The sequence below is a fragment of the Streptosporangium sp. NPDC000509 genome, assembly GCF_042898365.1.
In the GTDB taxonomy this organism is placed as follows: domain Bacteria; phylum Actinomycetota; class Actinomycetes; order Streptosporangiales; family Streptosporangiaceae; genus Streptosporangium.
Map to the genome: position 1 here is coordinate 648132 of NZ_JBIAYX010000001.1, position 20264 is coordinate 668395.

The 20264-nt window shown below is 69.9% G+C and carries 19 protein-coding genes; 5 read left to right on the top strand and 14 right to left on the bottom strand.

Annotated elements, in window-relative coordinates; genetic code table 11:
* Positions 1-894, top strand: coding sequence for a phosphotransferase family protein (locus ACFY3D_RS02605; RefSeq protein ID WP_389973920.1), 894 nt, complete (start codon positions 1-3; stop codon positions 892-894).
* A gap of 142 nt (positions 895-1036) precedes the next feature.
* Here ACFY3D_RS02605 and gdhA read toward each other — a convergent pair whose 3' ends face one another.
* Positions 1037-2380, bottom strand: a complete 1344-nt coding sequence (gene gdhA / locus ACFY3D_RS02610) for an NADP-specific glutamate dehydrogenase (protein WP_389973923.1) — start codon at positions 2378-2380, stop codon at positions 1037-1039.
* Between the two features lie 211 nt (positions 2381-2591).
* On the opposite strand from gdhA, the gene ACFY3D_RS02615 reads away from it, so the two are divergent.
* Positions 2592-3296 carry a hypothetical protein gene (locus ACFY3D_RS02615; RefSeq protein ID WP_389973926.1) on the top strand — a complete coding sequence of 235 codons (705 nt, stop codon included), beginning with the start codon at positions 2592-2594 and terminating at the stop codon, positions 3294-3296.
* Here the strand turns inward: ACFY3D_RS02615 and ACFY3D_RS02620 are convergent.
* The 9 genes from ACFY3D_RS02620 to ACFY3D_RS02660 form a co-directional block, all read right to left on the bottom strand.
* On the bottom strand, positions 3236-3898 hold the full coding sequence (locus tag ACFY3D_RS02620) for a response regulator transcription factor (protein WP_350947385.1): 663 nt from the start codon (positions 3896-3898) through the stop codon (positions 3236-3238). The genes ACFY3D_RS02615 and ACFY3D_RS02620 overlap by 61 nt on opposite strands.
* A 182-nt stretch (positions 3899-4080) precedes the next feature.
* Positions 4081-5682, bottom strand: coding sequence for a serine/threonine-protein kinase (locus ACFY3D_RS02625; RefSeq protein ID WP_389973929.1), 1602 nt, complete (start codon positions 5680-5682; stop codon positions 4081-4083).
* Positions 5682-7271: a hypothetical protein gene (locus ACFY3D_RS02630; protein WP_389973932.1), complete on the bottom strand. Its 1590-nt coding sequence runs from the start codon at positions 7269-7271 to the stop codon at positions 5682-5684. Before ACFY3D_RS02630 ends, ACFY3D_RS02625 begins: the two co-directional genes overlap by 1 nt.
* A 296-nt stretch (positions 7272-7567) precedes the next feature.
* Positions 7568-8167: a Uma2 family endonuclease gene (locus tag ACFY3D_RS02635; protein ID WP_389973935.1), complete on the bottom strand. Its 600-nt coding sequence runs from the start codon at positions 8165-8167 to the stop codon at positions 7568-7570.
* Positions 8168-8235: 68 nt separating this feature from the next.
* The gene (locus ACFY3D_RS02640) at positions 8236-8847 is read right to left on the bottom strand and encodes an adenosylcobinamide amidohydrolase (RefSeq protein WP_389973938.1); all 612 of its coding nucleotides are present in this window, start codon (positions 8845-8847) and stop codon (positions 8236-8238) included.
* A gap of 167 nt (positions 8848-9014) precedes the next feature.
* A complete protein-coding gene (locus ACFY3D_RS02645) occupies positions 9015-9788 on the bottom strand; it encodes an ABC transporter ATP-binding protein (RefSeq protein ID WP_389973941.1) in 774 nt (257 codons plus the stop codon).
* Between the two features lie 148 nt (positions 9789-9936).
* Positions 9937-10923 (bottom strand): FecCD family ABC transporter permease, encoded by a 987-nt coding sequence (locus ACFY3D_RS02650; RefSeq protein ID WP_389974356.1) that lies wholly within the window; start codon positions 10921-10923, stop codon positions 9937-9939.
* Between the two features lie 287 nt (positions 10924-11210).
* On the bottom strand, positions 11211-12158 hold the full coding sequence (locus ACFY3D_RS02655) for an ABC transporter substrate-binding protein (protein WP_389973944.1): 948 nt from the start codon (positions 12156-12158) through the stop codon (positions 11211-11213).
* A gap of 406 nt (positions 12159-12564) precedes the next feature.
* Positions 12565-13419, bottom strand: a complete 855-nt coding sequence (locus ACFY3D_RS02660; RefSeq protein WP_350947378.1) for a Gfo/Idh/MocA family oxidoreductase — start codon at positions 13417-13419, stop codon at positions 12565-12567.
* Between the two features lie 159 nt (positions 13420-13578).
* Between ACFY3D_RS02660 and ACFY3D_RS02665 the strand changes: the two genes are divergently transcribed.
* Complete coding sequence (locus tag ACFY3D_RS02665; protein WP_389973948.1) at positions 13579-14160, top strand: histidine phosphatase family protein; 582 nt, start codon at positions 13579-13581, stop codon at positions 14158-14160.
* Positions 14161-14217: 57 nt separating this feature from the next.
* Here the strand turns inward: ACFY3D_RS02665 and ACFY3D_RS02670 are convergent, their stop codons facing one another.
* The 3 genes from ACFY3D_RS02670 to ACFY3D_RS02680 all read right to left on the bottom strand — a co-directional run bounded on the left by ACFY3D_RS02670 (position 14218) and on the right by ACFY3D_RS02680 (position 15696).
* Positions 14218-14475 carry a hypothetical protein gene (locus ACFY3D_RS02670; RefSeq protein ID WP_362902497.1) on the bottom strand — a complete coding sequence of 86 codons (258 nt, stop codon included), beginning with the start codon at positions 14473-14475 and terminating at the stop codon, positions 14218-14220.
* Positions 14476-14598: 123 nt separating this feature from the next.
* The gene (locus ACFY3D_RS02675) at positions 14599-14835 is read right to left on the bottom strand and encodes a DUF397 domain-containing protein (RefSeq protein WP_350947375.1); all 237 of its coding nucleotides are present in this window, start codon (positions 14833-14835) and stop codon (positions 14599-14601) included.
* Complete coding sequence (locus tag ACFY3D_RS02680) at positions 14836-15696, bottom strand: helix-turn-helix domain-containing protein (RefSeq protein WP_389770216.1); 861 nt, start codon at positions 15694-15696, stop codon at positions 14836-14838.
* A 316-nt stretch (positions 15697-16012) separates the two neighbouring features.
* On the opposite strand from ACFY3D_RS02680, the gene ACFY3D_RS02685 reads away from it, so the two are divergent.
* A complete protein-coding gene (locus ACFY3D_RS02685; RefSeq protein ID WP_350947374.1) occupies positions 16013-16444 on the top strand; it encodes an ATP-binding protein in 432 nt (143 codons plus the stop codon).
* Positions 16445-16790: 346 nt separating this feature from the next.
* Positions 16791-19187 carry a helicase-associated domain-containing protein gene (locus ACFY3D_RS02690; protein ID WP_389973952.1) on the top strand — a complete coding sequence of 799 codons (2397 nt, stop codon included), beginning with the start codon at positions 16791-16793 and terminating at the stop codon, positions 19185-19187.
* Between the two features lie 32 nt (positions 19188-19219).
* On the opposite strand, the gene ACFY3D_RS02695 is transcribed toward ACFY3D_RS02690, so the two are convergent.
* Positions 19220-20239, bottom strand: a complete 1020-nt coding sequence (locus ACFY3D_RS02695) for an ABC transporter substrate-binding protein (protein WP_389973954.1) — start codon at positions 20237-20239, stop codon at positions 19220-19222.
* Positions 20240-20264 lie beyond the last annotated feature (25 nt).

The window sequence follows — 20264 nt, forward strand, 5'->3', positions numbered from 1 at the left end:
ATGGGGAGCCAGAACCACGACCGCGCCGACGACGTCCGTGACACGGTGGCCGAGCACCTGCCCGGCTACCACGTCGAGACCGTCACACCGTTCGGCGAGGGCGAGGACAACGTCGCATACCAGGTCAACGGCGAGTTGATCGTACGTTTCAGCAAGGAGCCGGATCCGGCGCGGCGGGCCGTACTCGTGGCGCGTGAGGCCCGCCTGCTCGCCGCCGTCGCCGGCCTCTCACCGGTGCCCGTCCCCGAGCCGGAGTTCACGGTCGCGGAACGGGGCTGCCTCGCCTACCGCAGGCTCCCCGGCCGGCCGCTGCTCGACCTGCCCCTGCCGGAGCGGCTGGCCCACGGCCCGTCGGTCGCCGCCACGCTCGGCGGCCTGCTCGCCGCCGCGCACGCCGTTCCGGCGGATCGGCTGGCCGGGCTGGTGGAGGTGGACGCCCCACCGCCGTCCGAATGGCTGGACGAGGCGACGGAGATCCATCCCGCGATCGCCGAGGAGATCCCCGAGGCCCACCACCGGGCGGTGCGGGACTTCCTGAAGACCCCTCCCCCGGCCCCAGGCCGCGACCCGGTCTTCTCGCACAACGACCTGGGGATCGAGCACGTTCTCGTCGACCCCGCCACCGGCGCGGTGACCGGCGTCATCGACTGGAGCGACGCCGCGATCGTCGACCCGGCCTACGACTTCGGTCTGTTGTACCGCGACCTCGGCCCCGCCGCCCTGGACGCCGCCCTCGGCCGCTACCGGTCCGGTGACACCGCCGCCCTGCGTGAGCGCGCCGTCTTCTACGGCAGATGCAGCGTCTTCGAGGACCTGGCCTACGGCCTCGAAACCGGTCGGGACGCGTACGCCGGTAAGTCCCTCACCGCTCTGGAGTGGCTCTTCGCCTCCTAGACGCCCCCTTCACGGCTTCGCCGGATGAGCGTCCCCGGACAGGGGCGGCGGGCTCGGCGCCCGGGAGCGCGAGGGGAGGCGGCAGCGGTGTGCCGGTGACCGACGCCTTTGGCGGTCGCCGGCAGACGTCCCGGCTCGGACCTCAGATCAGGCCGAGGGCGAGCATCGCGTCGGCGACGCGCTTGAAGCCGTCGATGTTGGCACCGGCCACGTAGTTGCCCGGCATGCCGTACTCCTCGGCGGTCTTCAGGCAGCGGCCGTGGATGTCCTGCATGATCTCCTGGAGGCGGCGCTCGGAGAACTCGAAGGTCCACGAGTCGCGGCTGGCGTTCTGCTGCATCTCCAGCGCGCTGGTGGCCACACCGCCGGCGTTGGCGGCCTTGCCGGGGCCGAAGGAGACACCGGCCTCCTGGAAGATCCGGATGCCCTCCGGCGTGGTGGGCATGTTGGCGCCCTCGCCGATCGCGATACAGCCGCCGCGCACCAGCGCCTCGGCGTCCTTGCCGGTGATCTCGTTCTGGGTGGCCGACGGCATCGCCACCTCGCACGGCACCTCCCAGACGCTCCGTCCCGCCACGAAGGACACTCCGCCGCCGCGCCGCCTGGCGTAGGCGTCCATCCGCAGGTGCTCGATCTGCTTGACCTGCTTGAGCAGGTCGAGGTCGATGCCCTTCTCGTCGATGACGTACCCCGAGGAGTCGGAGCAGGCGACCACCGTGCCGCCGAGCTGCCGTACCTTCTCGATCGCGTAGACGGCGACGTTGCCGGAGCCGGAGACGACGACGCGCTTGCCGTCGAAGGACGTGCCGCGGGCCTTGAGCATCTCCTCGACGAAGAAGGCGCAACCGTACCCGGTCGCCTCGGTGCGGACCTGCGCGCCGCCGTAGCTGAGCCCCTTGCCGGTGATCACCGCGGACTCGTACCGGTTGGTGATGCGCTTGTACTGGCCGAACAGGTAACCGACCTCGCGCTGGCCGACACCGATGTCCCCTGCCGGGACATCGGTGTACTCGCCGATGTGCCGGTAGAGCTCGGTCATGAAGCTCTGGCAGAAGCGCATGATCTCGCGCTGGGAGCGGCCCTTGGGGTCGAAGTCCGAGCCGCCCTTGCCGCCGCCGATCGGCAGGCCGGTCAGTCCGTTCTTGAAGATCTGCTCGAAGCCGAGGAACTTGACGATGCCGAGGTAGACCGAGGGGTGAAAGCGCAGGCCGCCCTTGTAGGGGCCGAGCGCGCTGTTGAACTCGACCCGGAAACCGCGGTTGATGTGCACCTCACCCTGGTCGTCCTCCCAGGGCACCCGGAAGATGATCTGCCGCTCCGGCTCGCAGATCCGCTCAATGATCTTGGATTCGGCGTATTCGGGGTGCTTGCCGAGAACCGGGCCGATGCTCTCCAGCACCTCACGAACGGCCTGGTGGAACTCGATCTCCCCCGGGTTGCGGCGCAGGACGCTGTCGTAAATCGATTCAAGCTTCTCGTGCAACATCGCTTCATCTTTCTGGTCGCAAGTCCGCGCACTGTGGGTCAGACCTTGGAAGAGGCGGTTCTCACAACTCCCACCACCCCACTGTGAGACCTTATTACCCGCTGAATACCCCACGAGAGGGACCCCGGATCAGCCTGGTGAGGGACGCCCCGGCACGTATCCGCCCCCTACCTTCCTGAGTGAGAGAAGCCCCGCACAGGCAGGAAAAACCATGTTTCACGATTCAGCCGACTTCCGGCGTGTCTCCTCAGGTGTGCTACTGATCGTCGCCCCGCTGCTCCAGGCGATCGCCGTCATCGTCGACCCCGGCACCTGGGGAGACGATCGCGAGTCCGTCAGCTTCGGGGACAACCCCGCCCTCGCCCAGGTCCAGTCGGTGATGTACCACTGGTCCTACCTGCTGATGGCCGTCGCGGCCCTCGGCCTGCTGCACGTGATGCGCCGCCGCGCGGTGGTCTTCGGCCACATCGTCGGCCCGCTCACCGTCATCGGCTACATCAGCCTGTCGGGCCTGCTCCTGACCGACCCGGTGGAGTGGTGGCTCGGGCAGCGCAACACCCCCGAGCAGACGCAGCGGATCCTCGACGAGATGCTGAACCTGCCCGGCGTCGTCTTCGGATTTCAGATGCCCTGGCTGTTCTTCGCCCTCTTCGGCCTGCCCGTCCTGCTGATCGGCGTCTGGCGAGCCGGATTCGCGCACTGGTGGGTGCCGCTCGTCGTCCTGATCGGCTACGGCGCCTCGCTGGTCGTCCCGTACGGTCCGGTGACCATCCCGATGTGGATCGCCCCCGCGGTCGCGCTGGGGCATCTCGGCGTCAAGATGCTCCGGATGAGCCGCGAGGAGTGGATCTCCTACTACCCGACCGCCGCCCCCGGCCGGACCACGCCCGACTCGTACGCGAACACCACCGCCTGAGCCCGGTCGCGCAGGTGAAGCTTCATCAGCACCCGCGCCACGTGTGTCTTGACCGTGGCCTCGCCGACGAAGAGCTCCCCCGCGATCTCGGCGTTGGTCAGGCCGCGCGCCAGAAAGCGCAGCACCTCCAGCTCGCGCGGGGTGAGATCGGCCAGCTGCGGCGGAGGCGCGGGGTCGTGGCGTCCGGCGAAGGAGGCGATGACGCGGGTGGTGACGGCCGGGTCGAGCAGGGCGTCCCCGGCGACGACGACGCGGATCGCCTCCACGAGCTGCTCGGGCGGCGAGACCTTGAGCAGAAACCCGCTCGTCCCGGCCCGAAGCGCGGCGTAGAGGTTCTCGTCGGTGTCGAAGGTCGTCAGTATGACGACCTTCGGCGGGTCCTGCTGGCCCAGCAACTGCCTCGCGGCGGTGATGCCGTCCATGCGCGGCATCGAGATGTCCATCAGCACGATGTCGGGCCTGGTACGGCGGGCCACGGCGAGGGCCTCGATCCCGTCGGCGGCCTCACCGACCACCTCGAGCCCGACCTCGCTCTCCACGACGAGCTTCAGCCCGGCGCGAACCATCGCCTGGTCGTCGGCGATCACGACGCGGATGTTCACTTCTCCTCCTTGCGGGCGGCTGGACACCTCGTTCCGGGGCCGAGCGATCGAACGGCCCGTACGCACCGGTACCGAAGGGGAAGGAGAGCCGCCCTGCGGGGAGACTAAAGCCTGGCGACCGTCTTGCCCATAGGACAAAACGCCCGGTCAAGCCGCTCACAAGTCGGACACAAGTCAACGGGTCAGAACGCCGGGAACGAGACACTCCGCACGAACCTGTTGGCGACCGCGTCATCGCACCTGCCGGACGCGCAGAAGTAGATCAGGATGGCGGGCTCGTCATGCCGTTCGACGACCCAGCCGGTGAATTCGAGCTGACCGCCGCGCTGTGGGTCGGCGATCGTCCCCTGCAGGCGCGCGGCGTTCTGCCCACCCACGCTCACCTGCACGACCTGGGAGAAGACGCTGACCGTTCCGGGAAGCGAGGACTGCAGGGTCTCCTGCAGCTGCTTGGCGCCGCCGAGCGGGTCGAGGGTGTCGAGGGTCTGCGCGTACAGGCCGGTGGCGTCCTGCGGGGCGTCCTTGATGATCTCGTTCGCCGCGGCCCAGTCGGCGGTGACGGGTGTGGCGAACAGCGCGCGGAATTGCTCCACCTTCGGGGAGGCCACCACGAACACGTCGGCGTGCGGCTCAAGGGTCCAGGTCCCGGGGTGCTGGAAGGCGACCGGCACCGCGGAGGAGCCCGGGTACGCCACCCAGGTGTCGCCGCCACGCAGGAACGTGGCGAGTACCGCCACCAGCGCGACGATCGCCGTGATCGCCACGGCCGCGCCGATGAGGATGCCCTTCCCCCCGGACGGGCGCCCCTTGGGCCCTTTTCGTTTCCCGGACACCTCGGTCGTCTCGGACACCGTCGGCGATACCGCCGGAGATACTGTCGGCGACACCGCCGCCGACGCCGAGGGAACCTGCGCGAGCTGGTACGGCTGCCCGGCGCCGCTGATCGCGTCACGCAGCTCGGCGACGAACTGGCCGCAGGTGTCGTAGCGCTGCTCGGGCGACTTGGCCAGGGCCCGCATCATCACACCGTCGACTTCGAGCGGCAGCTCGGGGCGGAGCGTGGTGAGCGGCGTGGGCGTCTCGGCGAGATGCGCCCACAGCAGGGCGATCTCGTTGTCGCGCTGGAAGGGCAGCCGCCCCGACAGGGCCTCGTAGACCACGCAGGCCAGGCCGTACTGGTCGCAGCGGCCGTCGATGTGCTCCTTGTTGATCTGCTCGGGCGACATGTAGCGGGGGGTGCCGATGAACTGGTTGGTCTGGGTCAGCCCGGAGATCGAGGTGCGGTGCTTGGTGATGCCGAAGTCGGTGAGGTAGGCGTGGTCGCCGTCGGCGTGACCGGCGATCAGGATGTTGGCGGGCTTGACGTCGCGGTGGACCAGGTCGTGGGCGTGCGCGGTGTCGAGCGCGGCGGCCACCTGGGCGAAGATCCGGCTGACCTGGCTGACCGGCATCGGCCCCCGGTCGTAGAAGAGCTTGCGCAGGTCGGGTCCGTCGACGTAACGCATCGCGATGTAGAGGGTGCCGTCCTCGGCGCTGTCGGCCTCGTAGATCGGGATGATGTTGGGGTGGTCGATGCTCGCGACCGTGCGCGACTCCAGCACGAAGCGCTGGCGGAACCTGTCGTCCTCACCGAGAAGCGGATTGAGGATCTTCAGTGCCACCCTGCGGTTGAGCCTGGGGTCGATCGCGAGATAGACCACGGCCATGCCGCCCTTGCCGATGATGTCCTCGACCTGGTAGCCGGCCACTTCCCGGCCGATCAGCGCCCTGTCGTTCATGGACATCACGTCTTGGTCGGCTGGCCGCAGTAGCCGCAGAAGCTGTGGGCGGGGCCCAGTCGCATCCCGCAACCCGTGCAGTATTTCTGCACCATCGTCTCTCCGGGTTTCGTGCCCGGTGCCGTGCTGGAGCCCGGGGCCGTGTTGTGACCGGGATCGCGTGCCACCAGCACCGGCTGACCGGGGGTGGAGGAGATCTTGGGCAGCGCCGGGAAGGACCGGCCGACGACGACCGTGGAGTCGGCCTGCTCGTCGAAGGCCGGTCGCGGCGGTATCGGTATCGGTGGCGAGGCCGGGACCGTGGGCCCGGTCTTGGCGGCCGGGCTCGGCTCGGGCTCGGGGTCGGGGTCCTGCGACCCACGGCGCCAGAGCAGGATCGCGATGACCAGCACGACGAGCACGAGCAGGCCACCGCCGACCAGGAACGGCCACAGGGGCGTGCTCTTGGGCAGGTCGGTGGAGGCGGCCGCCCTCTTGGTCGCCTCGTCCTCCGCCGTGCCCCGCTTGGCCTGCGACGTCTTCAGGTGCGCCGCCGCCACGATGTGGCCGGGGTAGAGCTCGAGCACCCGCTGGAAGGCGGGGACGGCGTCGCCGTAGTAATGGGTGTGGAAGCGGGTCAGCGCCTGCTCGAAGGCGGCGTCGATCGAGCCCCGGGCGGGCGTGACGTCCGCCTCGGCGAGGGCCTTGGTGATCTCACGGATGCCGATCATCCGGGCGTCCTTGCCGCCGCCGATCAGCAGTCCGACGACCTCGCCCTTCTTGTCCTCGATCACCGGGCCACCGAGCAGGCCCTTGTCGATCAGGGCTCCCAGCTTCTCCGGCTCGTTGACCTTGTTCTCCGGGTCCTTGAACTGCCGGCCGCTCTCCCCCGCGCCGCCCGCCCGCAGGTGGGCGATGTCGACGGTCTCCGGCAGGTTCGCTGCGGGCCGCCCGGTGAACCCCGCGACCGCCACCGGCGAGCCCTCCTTGGCGGGCACCACGGCGGCGAGCGGGGCGGTGGGCAGGCCCGCGCTCCCGTCCGCGCGGCCGACGGGGCTCAGCACCGCGGGACTGTCCGGCTTGTCACCGACACGGACGATCTCCGCCTTGAACCCCTCCTTGTCGGGGGGAGAGATGTTGGGGAAGACCGTGATCTCGGTGGTGACGTCGATGATGCAGGTGGCGGTGGGCTGCTTGGGCGGGTAACACTCCTGCAGGTGGTGGTCGAGCCGGTCGTCCTTGAGCCTGTGCCGCTCGAAGTCCTCGGGGATCTTGACCTTGTGGTGCGCGGCGAAGATCTTGTTGGCCGCGTAGATCCGGACGTCGCGGTCGGTCTTGACCACCCGGGTGAGGGTGACCATGCCCCCGTCGGGGTTGATCACGGTGCCGGTGCCGCTGCCGATCGGCACGTCGTAGGAACGCTCCACGTGGACCAGCTCACCGATGTGGTCGAGCAGCGTGATGTCGACCCGCGCCGTCGCCTCGATCCTGACCACCGCGGGGGTCACCAGATCGGTGATCCCGCTGGGATGCTCATGGGCCAGGGCGGGAGCCACCCCGGCGATCGCCAGACAGAGCCCTCCGAGCACCGCCAGCGCCGAACCGAACCGCCGCATCGCCACTCCCTACAGGGGATAGGACCAGGGTCGCAAACGGGGGTGAATAAGTGAACCGTCCAGGCCCGCAGGACTTGACTTTCTTTCCGCCATCACCAGTAAAAGGCCATGAGCAGGGCATCGCCACCCCGCTTCGCCCATCCCGTCTACGGCCTATCGTCACGTCCACGCCCCGTCGCGGACAGTTACGCAAAGTCTAATCCCGGCGGCCCCTCCGGCGCGACAACGTATACCGATCGAAGATCACCCAAATCGGCCCGGCCCTTTCGGCTCCGGTCCTTTCGATCCCGGATCCCTCAGCTCCGGCCCCTTCGGTCGCGGGGACGCAGCAGGACCGCGGGATCGAAAGAGACCTCGAACGGGGCGAGCAGGCTCGCCACCTCTCCGGCCTCGTGCTTCTCCGCCGCCTTGTACTCGTCACCGGCGAGCTCGTGAACGTGGACGGACGGCCCGTCGGACAGCTCGATCCGCCAGTAGACGGGAATTCCCGCCGCCGCGTAGGCGGCCCTCTTGAGGTGGCGGTCTCGCGCCCGGGTGCTCGGGCTGACCATCTCGACGGCGAGGAGGATGTCGCGCGGCGCGAACATCAGCTCCGTCTTGTCGACGGCCTCGGCGGGCACCACGACCAGGTCGGGGATGAAGAAGTCACGCCTGCTCACCCGGAGATTGACCTCCGGCAGCGGCTCGAACTCCGGCGGCGCGGCGACTTCGAAGATCGCGAGAAGGCGCGCGATCGCACGCTGATGCAGGGGGACAGGAGAGGGACTCACCAGTAGGCTCCCGTTGAAGAGCTCGTAGCGGTTCCCGTCGTCGGGGAACGTGAGCAGGTCGTCGACGGTGAACGGCGGCTCTCCGTGGAGAACCGTCCGTCTGGTCGTCGGCTCCGTCGCTGCCATCGCGGTCACCTGCTCAGTATCGGGAGTCTCGCCCTCGCCCACATGCTACTTCCCTCGATTTCCTTACTTTAAGTAGCTGAAGTATCACGGTTCGACCATCGGTGGGCGCCCTGGCGGACGGCGGTGTGGACGGCGCGGGCGACGCGGGCGCCCCAGGTGGAGCGGGGACCGCCGAAGAGCTCCTCCGGGCCTCCGGAAATCCGCTCGGGGGCGACCACGCAGACGGCGTCGGAGGCGGTGCCGGTGCAGGGGAAACCGGCCTCCAGCAGTGCCTGGGTCTTCGCCTCGGTCACCGTCATGACCATGTTGACCAGGGCGGCGTCGCTCATCGCGACCGGGACGGCGACGACGATGTTGATCGTTCCCGGCAGCAGCATGGGGGCCAGTTCGGGGTCGGCGACGCCTTCGGGGGCGGCGGCCCAGGTGGGGACGCGCAGGCCGACGGTCGCCACCACCTCCGCTCCCCCGTCGTGGGCCCGGGTGAAGTGCTCGACCGAGGCCGCGGTGAGCATGCCGACCCCGGGGCCGGGCGGAGCGAGCTCCAGGAGGTGGTCCACCGGGTCCATCCGCGAGTATCCGGCGACCACCTGCGCGTTGAGCACCCAGGCGACCGGGCCGATGCCGCCGCCGACCATCGCCGAGGAGATCGCCCGCCATCCTGGCCCGAACTCCCACAGCAACGAGGCGAGCCGCGCGCCGTCCTCGTGGCGATGGCTCAGTCTCGGAGAAGCTCCATGTGTCGGCGACGGTCTCGGTGAGGCGCCGTGTGAACCTCGGATCCGCTCCGGGACGTCCGGCCCAACCTCGTATCCGCTCACGAACGCCTCCGGACGATTTCCCGTCTCGCTCAAGGACGCTCCAGATGGACCTCGGGCCTGCCGCCGGGGCCGGCCGCGACACGCACACGGGCGTCGAAGTGCTCACCGATCAGCTCGCCCGTCAGCACCTCGGCCGGGGCACCCGAGGCGGCCACCCGTCCGCCGGAGAGCAGCGTCATCGAGTCGGCGTACTGACCCGCCAGGCTCAGGTCGTGGAGCGTCGTGACGACGGTGAGCCCGTCGGCCAGCCTGAGCCGGTCCACGAGTTCCAGCACCTGCTGCTGGTGTCCCAGATCGAGGGCCGTGGTGGGCTCGTCGAGCAGGAGCACCCGGGCCTGCTGGACCAGCGCCCTGGCGAGCACGACGCGCTGACGCTCGCCACCGGACAGGCGGGCGAGCGGGCGGGCGGCGAGGGGCGACAGGTCCAGCCGCTCCAGCACCGAGACGGTCACCTCGCGGTCGTGCCGGCTCTCGCGGCCCAGGTAGGGGATGTACGGGGTGCGGCCGAGCAGGGCGTAGTCGAACACGGTCATGTCGGCCGGCAGCGCCGGGGACTGCGGGGCGTAGGCGAGCAGCCCGGCCCGCTCCCTGGCCTTGAGCCGCCGCAACGGCATGTCGTCGACGAGCGCCTCCCCCTCGAAGGGCAGCACCCCCGCCAGGGCCCGCAGCAAAGTGGACTTGCCCGCGCCGTTGGCCCCGATGACGGCCAGCCATCCGCCGGTCCGTACGTCGAGCCCGACGCCGGACAGCACCGGGCGCCGGTCCAGCACCACCGACAGGTCCCGCACCACCAGGTGACTCACCGCATCTCCCCTTCGTGCGGCGCGCGGGTCACGTCCGCGCACCCACCGTCCGGGCGGAGCCGCGCCTTCTTCCGGACCACGTACGACTCCATGGGCCCGGTTCCGGGCACGCGCCTCATGGTCTCGCCCCCGCAGGGCACGCGCCGCCTCATGTCTCGACCCTGCGGGTCACGCGCAGCACGGCCACGAAGAACGGCGCGCCGACGAACGCGGTCACCACCCCGATGGGCAACTCGGCGGGGGCGAGTACGGTCCTGGCGATCAGGTCGGCGAGGACGAGGAAGGCGGCCCCGCCGATGAGCGAGATCGGCAGCACGATCCGGTACGACGACCCGGCGAGGCGACGGACCACGTGCGGCACGACGATGCCGACGAAGCCGATCAGCCCGCTCACCGCGACGGCCGCCGCGGTGGCGAGGGAGGCGGCGAGCAGCACCACGAGGCGGACGCGGGTCGCGTTCAGGCCGAGGGTGACCGCCTCGTCGTCACCGACCGAGAGCACGTCGAGAAGCCTGCCGTGAAGCAGCATGACCACCACGGAGACGGCGGCGTACGGGACGACGAGGGTGACCTGGCCCCAGCCACCGCCGACGTCGCCGAGGATCCAGGCGTAGATGCGCTGGAGTTCCTCCACCTTGAGCTGCTGCAGGAACGTCTGGACGGCGGTGAGGAAGGAGGTGACCGCGACGCCCGCGAGTACCAGCGTCGCGGTGCCGCCGCCCCGGCCCGCCGCGCTGCCCAGCGCGTAGGCGAGCAGCACGCCGCCGACGGCCCCGGTGAAGGCCGCGGCGGGGATGCCGATCGCCTCGACGTCGCCACCGGTGAAGACGATCGCCGCCGTGGTGGTGAGACCGGCGCCCGCCGCGGCTCCCAGCAGGTAGGGATCGGCGAGCGGGTTGCGGAAGACACCCTGGTATCCGGCTCCCGCGACGGCCAGCAGGCCGCCGACGATCGCGGCGAGCAGGACCCGGGGCAGCCGCAGTTCGGTCAGCAGGCCCAGCTCGACCGGGGCGAGTCCCGAGTCCGCCGAGACGAACGGCAGCCAGTCGAGCAGCTGGAGCATCACGCTGGTCGGCGCGATGTCCGCCGCGCCGACCAGCAGCCCGGCGAGCATGCTCACCAGAAGCACCGCCATGGCCGCGAGCGCCACCAGCGGGCGCAGCCTGGCCGCCTGCCTGCCCCGGGCATCGGCCTTCCGAACCGCGTCGGCGCCGACGTCCGTGCCGGTGCCGGCGTTCGTGTTCGTCTCGGTGGCTGTACCGATGCTGGCGTCCGTGCCCGCGTTCGTCTCGACGCCGGGGTCCGTGTCGGCTGAAGGCGACGATCCGGAGGTCGCGTCGCCGGGACTCACCGACGGTCCGGGGTGCGGCCCTCGTCCTTCGAGGCGGGGAGGAGACATCTGCCGTTTCTTCCTGACACCGATCAGCCCGCCGACACCTTCTGAACGGCGTCGCCGATCTGCTCGGCGAGGTCGACGACGCGCGGCCCCCAGCGGGAGGCGATGTCGTCGTCGAGAAGGATGACCCGGTCGTTCTTGATGGCGGAGAGCTTGGACCAGCCGGGACGCTTGGCGAGGGTTTCCTTGGACTGGGCGCAGCACTTGGTGTCGGCCAGGAAGACGAGGTCGGGGTCGGCCTGGGCGACGAACTCGGCGGAGAGCTTGGGGTAGCCGCCGGCCGGGTCGGGAGCCTTGTCGGCGATGTTCGTCATGCCGAACAGCCCGTAGATCTGGCCGAGGAAGGTGTCGGAGGTGACCGAATAGGGGGTGGTGTCCAGCTCGTGGTAGTAGGTGAGCTTCGCGTCCTTCGGTGCGGCGGCGGTGATCTCGTCGAGCCGCTTTCTCATCCCGGCGACGAGTTCGGCGGCCCTGTCGTCGTTGCCGGTGGCGGCGCCGAGGTCGGTGATCTGGTCGTAGGCCTCGTCGAACTTGGTCGCGGCGGGCTCCAGCAGGACGGGGACACCGACCTTGCCCAGCGCGGCCACCACGCCGCCGATGTCGTTGGCGACCACGACCAGGTCGGGTTTCCTGGCGATGATCGCCTCCACGTTCGGCTTGAAACCGGACAGGTCGCTCTTCGGCGCCTCGGCGGGATAGGTGGACTGGTCGTCCACCGCCACGACCTGAGGTCCGGCGCCGAGCGCGAACAGGCTCTCGGTCGCGCTCGGCGACAGCGAGACGATCCGCTCGGGCCTCTTGGCGACGACGACGGGGCCGTTGCCCGCCTCGACGGTGACGGGGAAACCCGCTGAGGGAGTGGCCGCCGCGGGGGCGGTCGGGGACAGGGTCGGGGACGGGGAGCTCTGGCCGCATCCGGCCAGGGTCAGTGCGGCGAGCAGGGCACCGGCGAGGGCGCTGCGTACGGGCCTCACACGAGGTCCTTTCAGTTGCCGGAACCGAGAGACCCAGGAGAGACGGGTCACCCTTTTCCACGAGGGTCTGCGTCGACGCGGCGGAGGCGACCTGGCTCGACCCCTCGGGGTCATGACAGTTGCGGGACAGCGCCGGACTCACACCGGACTTCGCTCACGCTGCGCGTCAGACGAACGGTATCAATTCCCCAGAACGTCCTTCGAAGGTCCCCGGGTGTCGAGGCTCTCGACACCCGTCCTCCAGCGCACCGCTCTCCGGCGCACCGCTCCGTCGCGCACCCTCCGGCGAGCCGTTCTCCGGTGAACCTCTCCGTCGCGCACCCTGCGGTAAACCGTTCCTCGCCTCTTCGGCGAACCACCCTCAGCCGAGTCCCACCTCGGCCGAACCACTCACCGCCGCCGTCCCTCAGCCGAACTGCTCCTCGGCGGCGGCGATGATCTCCTGCAGGCGCAGGCCGTGCGCGGCGTCCAGGGGATGGCCACCGCCGCGCCGTACGGTACGCGTGAACTCGGTGAGCATCAGGGAGAAGATGTCGGAGCCCAGCCGGGTGCCGTCGAGGGACTCCCTGCCGAGGCGACCGTAGATCTCCACCTCGGAGGGCGGGTTCTCACCCGGCACGCTCATGCACAGCGATGCCTCGCTCACCGCGCCGGTCTCGTGCTCCAGCAGCAGGCCGACCCAGCCCAGCGGGTTGCCGTGCGCCCGGACCCCGACGACCCTGCCGAGCGCCGCGTCCAGCATGTCGATCATGTGCGGCCCGACGTCGAGGATCGCGCCGCGCTCCAGACGCCAGGAGGTGGCGAAGGCCCCGCCGAGCATCGCCCCCGAGACGTTGGCCGCCCGCCCGCCGAACGGCTCGATCGCCGACACCCTGGCCAGGAAGGCGCGGGTGGCGGGTGAGTAACGCCAGGTGAGGACCATCTGCGAGGCCACTCCCGCCTCGGCGACCGCCTCGGCCAGCCGCCGGGCCCCGTCCAGGTCGGCGGCGAGCGGTTTCTCCAGCAGCAGCGCCTTGCCCGCCTTGGCGGCGCGTACCCCCAGCTCCGCCTGTACGGCGGGCGGCACCGAGAACGCGACCGCCTCGCAGTTGTCGAAGAGCTCCTCGATCCGTTCGAAGACCGGGGCGCCGAACCTCGCCGCAGCCTCGGGGCGACGGGCCCACACGCCCGCCAGACGCGTGTTCGGACCAGCCGCCAGCATCGGTGCGTGCACCATCTCGGCCCATGGTCCGGCGCCGACCAGACCTACAGATAACGTCACCAATCCAGTTTCGCATGCTCTCTCCCCCCTCATCGCGTGCTCCGGGGGTATGCCGTGCTCAGTCCGCGCTCAGTCCATGAGCCGTCCATGAGCCGTCCGCGAGCCGTTCATGAGCCGCCGACGACCGGCATCGGCCGTACCGGCATGATGGTGGGCACCATGAATCAGATGACTCTGTTGCGACACGGCGAGACCGAATGGAGCCGGGACGGCCGGCACACCGGACTCACCGACATGCCGTTGACCCCCAAGGGCGAGGACCAGGCGCGGGCGCTCGCCCCGCTGATCGCGGGCCTGGCATTCGACCTGGCCCTGGTGAGCCCGGCCGGTCGTGCGAGGAACACCGCCAAGCTGGCCGGGATCAAGGACTACGAGATCGAGCCCGATCTGTGGGAATGGGACTACGGCGGCTACGAGGGCATCACCACCCCGAAGATCCGTGAGGGCCGCCCCGGCTGGTATCTGTGGCGTGACGGCGTCGTTCCCGGCGACGTCGGCCATCCCGGCGAGAGCGCGGAGCAGGTGGGCGCCCGCGCCGACCGGGTGATCGCCCGCGCCGGGACCGTGGAGGGCGACGTGGTCCTCGTCGCCCACGGGCACTTCCTGCGGGTGCTGTGCGCCCGCTGGCTCAGGCTGTCCCCGCAGGACGGGCGACTCTTCCGGCTGGACACCGGGACCTACTCCCGGCTCGGCTTCGAGCACGGCGAGCCGGTGATCCTCGCCTGGAACGCCCCCGTCTGACCTCGAAAAACCGCCGGGCCGGGCGCCGTCACGTCGTACGGGAGACGGAGGGCTCGGTCAGGCGGCGGCGGCGACGGGCTGGGGACCGCGGCCGGTCAGCCATTCGAGGACCTTGCGATGACCGTGGCAGGCGTCCTCGAAATGACCCCAGCGCCAGTAACGTGGCTGGTCGCGCACTCCGGTGACCCATGTGCGGTAGGACACCGGAGTGGACGCACCTTCCCCTGTGGCCGCCGAGGCGACGCCGTAAGTGCGGATCACGACGCGCCCGCCTGGCGCGAACAGCACGTCGTCGGCCACCGGATACAAGGTCATCTGGTCGAGCACGGTTTGAGCCCCCAATCACTGTGATCTCAAACTCTTCCGTGCCGATCCACTCCCCCGGTTACATCATCGGCGCGTCGCGGTTAACCCGGCTGCCCCGATGTAAAAACGGTGTTACACCGTTAAGCCGTCGAACTCCCCATCCTTCACCCCGAGCACCAGGGCGCGAATCTCGTCCCGTGTGTAGATCAGGGCAGGCCCCTCGGGAAAACGCGAGTTGCGGACCGCGATGCTGCCATCCGTCAGTTCGGCCAGCTCGACGCAGTTACCCGTCGAGTTGCTGTAGCGGCTCTTGCGCCAGCTGGCCCCGGCAAGGTCAGTGGCGGGCATGCCGTTGTAGGTCTGCTTCATTTACATCTCTCTGAGAAGGTCGCCGAGGATCTCGGCGGTGCCCCCGGGCGTGGTGCTTTCCACGCACAACTGCTCCATGGCCGTGAGGTATGGATCGATGTCCTCACGTTTGTCCAGGTAGAGGGCACCCCAGAGCTGCTCGACATAGACGACGTCCGACAGGTCGGACTCGGGAAACCGCAAGATGCTGAACGCACCACCCTCGGCCGCGTGCATGCCGAATCGGAAGGGCATCACCTGAAGGGTGATGTTGGGAAGCGCGGACACTTCCAGCAGGTGCTGGAGTTGTTCACGCATGATCTCCTTACCTCCGATGGGCCGCTTCAGGGCCGCCTCGTCGATGACCGCCCACAACCGGGGGCCGTCTTTTCTCGTCAGGCGATCCTGCCGCTGCATGCGCATATGCACACGACGCTCGATCTCCGCCTCCGGCACGTCCGGGTAGCCCAACCGGATCACGGTGCGCGCGTAGGCGGACGTCTGCAGCAGGCCGGGAACGAACTGCACCTCGTAGGTGCGGATCATGTTCGTCGCCTCCTCCAGCCCCACATAGGTGGTGAACCAGTTCGGCAACAGGTCGCCGTACTTGTGCCACCAGCCCGGGGTGTTCGCCTCGCGGACCATCTCCAGCAGGCCGCGCCGTTCTGCGTCGTCGAGCACGCCGTACAGGGTGAGCAGGTCTTCCACGTCACGTGTCTTGAAACCGACGCGGCCGAGCTCCATGCGGCTGATCTTGGACTCCGAGGCACGGATGTGAAATCCCGCGACCTCTCGGGCAAGTCCCTTCTCCTCACGCAACCGGCGCAGGCTCGCGCCGAGCATGATTCGCCGAACGGTGGAACCGGTACCGGGCGGATCCATGGACACGTGGTGCTCCTCGCTCGCTTTCCTGATCGACAGTCTGTCACTTCATGGCCAAAGAATCCTCGGCCATGACCAAGATCCCCTTTCGTCCGTAATCACCCAATCAGGGGTAACGGTAGCGGTTGCACAGGTCTTATGCACGTGCATTCGCTCTTGCACCTGCACGGGAGTTTGCACCATGATGACGGCTGTGCAGTCCGCCCAAACCGCGCCCCCCCGAGCGTCAACGTCATGGACGGCTCTCGACTGGTGGCCCCCCGCCGGCTGGTGGCCCGATTCCGCGCGTGATCTTCTTCCCAGGTCCCCGGTAGCCATGGCCAGCGCCACATTCGTCCTCCCGCCACAGGCCGAGTCCGTCCACTCCGCCCGCAGCTTCGCGACAGGCACCCTCACCGGCTGGAACCTCGCCGAACTGGGCGAGAACATGGAGCTGGTGGTCTCGGAGCTGGCGACCAACGCCTTCAGGCACGGCCTGAGGCTGGCCGAGTCACGCGCCAGGGAACCGATCCGGCTCTCCCTGCTCCGGCGAGGCGGGCTGGTCGCCTGCACGCTCAACGACCCGGGGGCCGGCTTTCCCGCCCTCCGTGACCCCTGCCCCCTCGACATCGGCGGTCTCGGACTGCACATCGTCGAGTCGCTGAGTCTCCGATGGGGCTGGGCACCGCTCGCTCCGTACGGCAAGATCGTGTGGGCCGTCCTTCGGACGGGTCCGTGCGAAGAGCCGGATCCCTTCGACCGCCCGTAGTCCCCCTTTTTCCTCCCCTCTCCCCGGAGGGCCCCTCGAACGCCCTCGGGTCCGATCCCCCCGGGCCCGAGGTTCTCCCGGGGCTCCGACGACCTTCTCCGCTCCCCCCGAGCCTCTACCGACCCTCCCGGACGGCGCCGCCTCTTCCCTTCTCACAGGCGCCGACCGGTCCCGGGGCCGCCACCCCTCCCGTCTCGCGGCCCCGGGACCGGTCAGATCCGGGTGGAGAGTTTTATAACGCATCGCATTCTGCGCGGTAGATGCCGTCAGAGATGCCCTCTGCATTACCGTGGATGTTTATGGCTCACGGAGAGTCCCCGCGCGAGATTCCTGAGAGAGCTGCGAGATGGACGATCACCTGCTCGGCTGGTTGAAAACCCTCGACGAAGAACGGCTCGCCCGAGTTCTGGCCAACCGGCTGGACGCCATCGCCCCACCGTGGCCACGCCGCCTGGACACCCTGGCGCAGCGGCTGGGCAACGGTTTCGCGGTGATGGAGGTCATGCGCGGCCTGCCGCTGCCCTCGCTGGAGGTGGCGCAGGCCTCGCTCGCCCTCGGCGAGCAGGCCGGGCCTGACACGGTGGCCCGGTTCATGGGCGTGCCCGAGGCCGAGGTGACCCCCTGGCTCGACCTGCTGTTCGACCACGCGTTGGCGTGGCCGGACGCCGAGGGCCGCATCCGCGTGGCCGAGGGGGTCGCCCGGTGGTGGACGGCGCCCTGCGGGCTCGGCGACCCGATTCCCCACTACCTGAACTCCTGGACGGTCAGCGCCGACGCGTTGCGCGGACTGGCCAGGGCCCTCGGCCTTCCGCAGGGCCCCAAGCGGCGCACGGTCACCAGGGTGACCGAGATCCTCTCCGATCCGGAGCGGGTGATCGCACTGCTGGAGAAGGCCCCGGACGGCACGAGAGGGCTGCTGGAGGAGTTCGCCTGGGACGGCCCGGTCCGCGACGTGGACGGCGGCAGGTTCGTGGTGCCCGGATCTCCCGAGAAGTGGGCGGCCGACCACGGCCTGCTCTTCCGGCCCAGCTGGAACATGGCCGAGATGCCTCGTGAGGTGGCGCTCGCGCTGCGCGGCCCCGACTACCACCCTCCCTTCACCCCCCTCCCGCCCGACCTCGCCACCATCCCCGTCGACCCCGAGGCCGTCGACCACCTGATGACGCTCGCCGCACCGCACGTGGTGGAGCGCTGTGCCGCCATGCTGGAGAACACCGCGAAGTTCCCGCTGCCGCTGCTCAAGGCGGGCGGGGTCGGGGTGCGCGAGGTCCGGCGGGTGGCCAAGGACACCGGCTGCGACGAGGACGAGACCCGGTTGCTGCTCGAGGTGTGCGCGGTGGCCCGGCTGCTCGCCTGGGACGAGCCCGCCGGAGGGCTGGTGCCCACGGAGAAGTTCGACCGCTGGCGGCTGGACGACGCCGCCGCCAGGCTCAGGGTGCTGCTGTCGGCGTGGTGGCGGATGGAGCGTTCGTCGCTGCGGAAGATCGACGGCAAGTACGGCACGGTGCTCGGCGACGACCCGGCGGGGGCCATGGTCGCCCGCGCCCGGCGGGCGCTGCTCGGCGTGCTGGCCCGGCTGCCCGCCAACACCGCCTGCACCGACCTGTCGGGGCTGGTCAGGTCCGCGCACTGGCACGCGCCGCTGCTGGACCGGGCGCTGCTCGCCGAGTGCGCCCCCGCCGTGCTGGAGGAGGCCCGCGTGCTCGGGCTGGTCGCCCTCGACACGATCACCGATCTCGGCCGGGCGATGGCCGGCCTCGACGCCTTTCCCGGCGACGAGATCGACGACTCGGCGCCCATCGTGGAGAACGACCCCGTACTGGTCGAGTGCTCCACCAGGGCGCTCGCCAGTGTGCGGCGCAGCGCCCTCTTCGGCGCCGATCTCACCGCCGTGGTGACCGGCCCGCCCGCCGGTGAGCTCGCCGAACTGCTCGACCGGGCCGCCGAACGCGAGTCGCGAGGCGCGGCCTCGGTGTGGCGGTTCACCCCGGCCAGCGTGCGCCGGGCCATGGACTCCGGTTACACCGCCGAGGGCCTGCTGGCGGACCTGGCGGAGGTGGGCGCGGTGCCGCAGCCCCTCGACTACCTCGTCCACGACGTGGCCAGGCGGCACGGCGAGGTCACCGTGACCACGGTCGCCTGCATCGTGCAGGCCTCCGATCCGGTGCTGCTCGCCGAGATCGCCGGGCACCGGCGGCTGGGCCGGTTGGGCCTGCGGCTGCTCGCCCCGACCGTGCTGGCCAGCTCGCAGCCCGCCGACAAGACCCTCGCGGCGCTGAGGGAGAACGGTTACGCGCCGGTGCCGATCGAGGACACCGGTGAGATCACCATCCGCAGGGCCCGCGTCGAGGAGCCGCGGAACGGGCGGCTCATCCTGCTTCCCGGGGGCAGGGTGGCCGAGTTGGAGCAGCCTTCGTACCCGCTGGTGGAACCGCCTCCCGATCCGCGCGAGCACGCCCAGCGCCTGCTCGTCGCCGAGGGCGAGGCGTCCCAGTCCGTCGGCAGGACGTGGGCGGTCATCGGCCGCATGGCCTCCCGGCTGCCGACCGCCCAGCAGTCGCTGCTCGGCTTCGTCGTCGACCGTGGCGTACGGGCGGCGATCACGCTGACCGACGGCCTGACCGCCACCATCAGCCACGGCGAGCTGCGCAGCGGCGTGCTCGACGCGTGGTGCGAGGAGGCGGGCGACTACCTGGAGTTCCCGCTGGCCGACATCGTGGAGGTTCGCGGCACCTACGCCTGATCCGAACGAGTCGGTTCGCGGGGGCGTGCCGACTACAGCTTCTTCGCCTTGGCGAGGTCGGCGTTGAGCCGCTCCAGCACGTCGGCGTAGCCCTGGTAGCTGTAGCGCTCCTCGGCCTGCCACTGGTAGACCTGTCCCGCCTTGACCGCGGGCAGCCCGGCGAAGGTCGGCTTCTTCTTCATCTCCTCGGGCCGCATCGACTGGGAGCGGGCGTCCACCAGGATCACGTCCGCCCGGTAGGTGTCGGCGTTCTCCCAGCTCAGGGTCTGCCAGTAGCCGCCTTCGTCGACCTTCTCCGGCACCACGACGTCCAGGCCGAGCTCCTTGAAGTAGCGCACGTCCGCGTGCGCCTCGGGGTTGGCCACCCACATCGCCTCCGGCCCGCCCGCCATGACCATGATCTTCAGGCCCTTGTTCTCCGGGGTGACGATCGCGGCGGAGGCGGCGTCGAACCTGGCCTTGGCCTCGGCCACCTCGGGGGCGTCGAGATCCGCGCCGAGGGCGGCGGCGACCTGCCCGTACCTCTCAATGATCTTGGGTACCGACATGTCCATCTGGCTGACGCCGAGGGTGGGGGCGACCTGCTCGATGGTGGCGGCGGACTTCTCCGGCACGTACCAGAGGGCGTCCTTGGCGTACATGCCGCTGACCAGCAGGTCTGGCTGCAGGGAGATGTACTTCTCGACGTTGAACTCGTCCCACACGTTGCCGAGGGACTCGACCTTGGTGATGTCGACGGCACCGACCTGGGGATCCTTCGTGCCGTCCTTGAGCCGGTGCGGCCCGAAGACGGCGATCGGCCGGACGCCGAAGTCCCACAGCGCCGCGGCGGCGCCGACCTGGGCGACGACCCGGGCCGGGCGGCTGGGCACATCGATCTTCTTGCCTCGGTCGTCGGTGAAGGTCCAGGGACCTGCCGAGGGGGAGGTCGCGGCCGACGGGCCGCCCGTCGCCGCGGTCGTCTCCGTTCCGCTCCCGCAGGCGGCCAGGACGAACACGAGACCGAGGCCCGCGGCCATGAACCCGCGCCGAGGCAGGACAGGTCGGGACATTTCTCACTCCAATGGATAGGCTTAC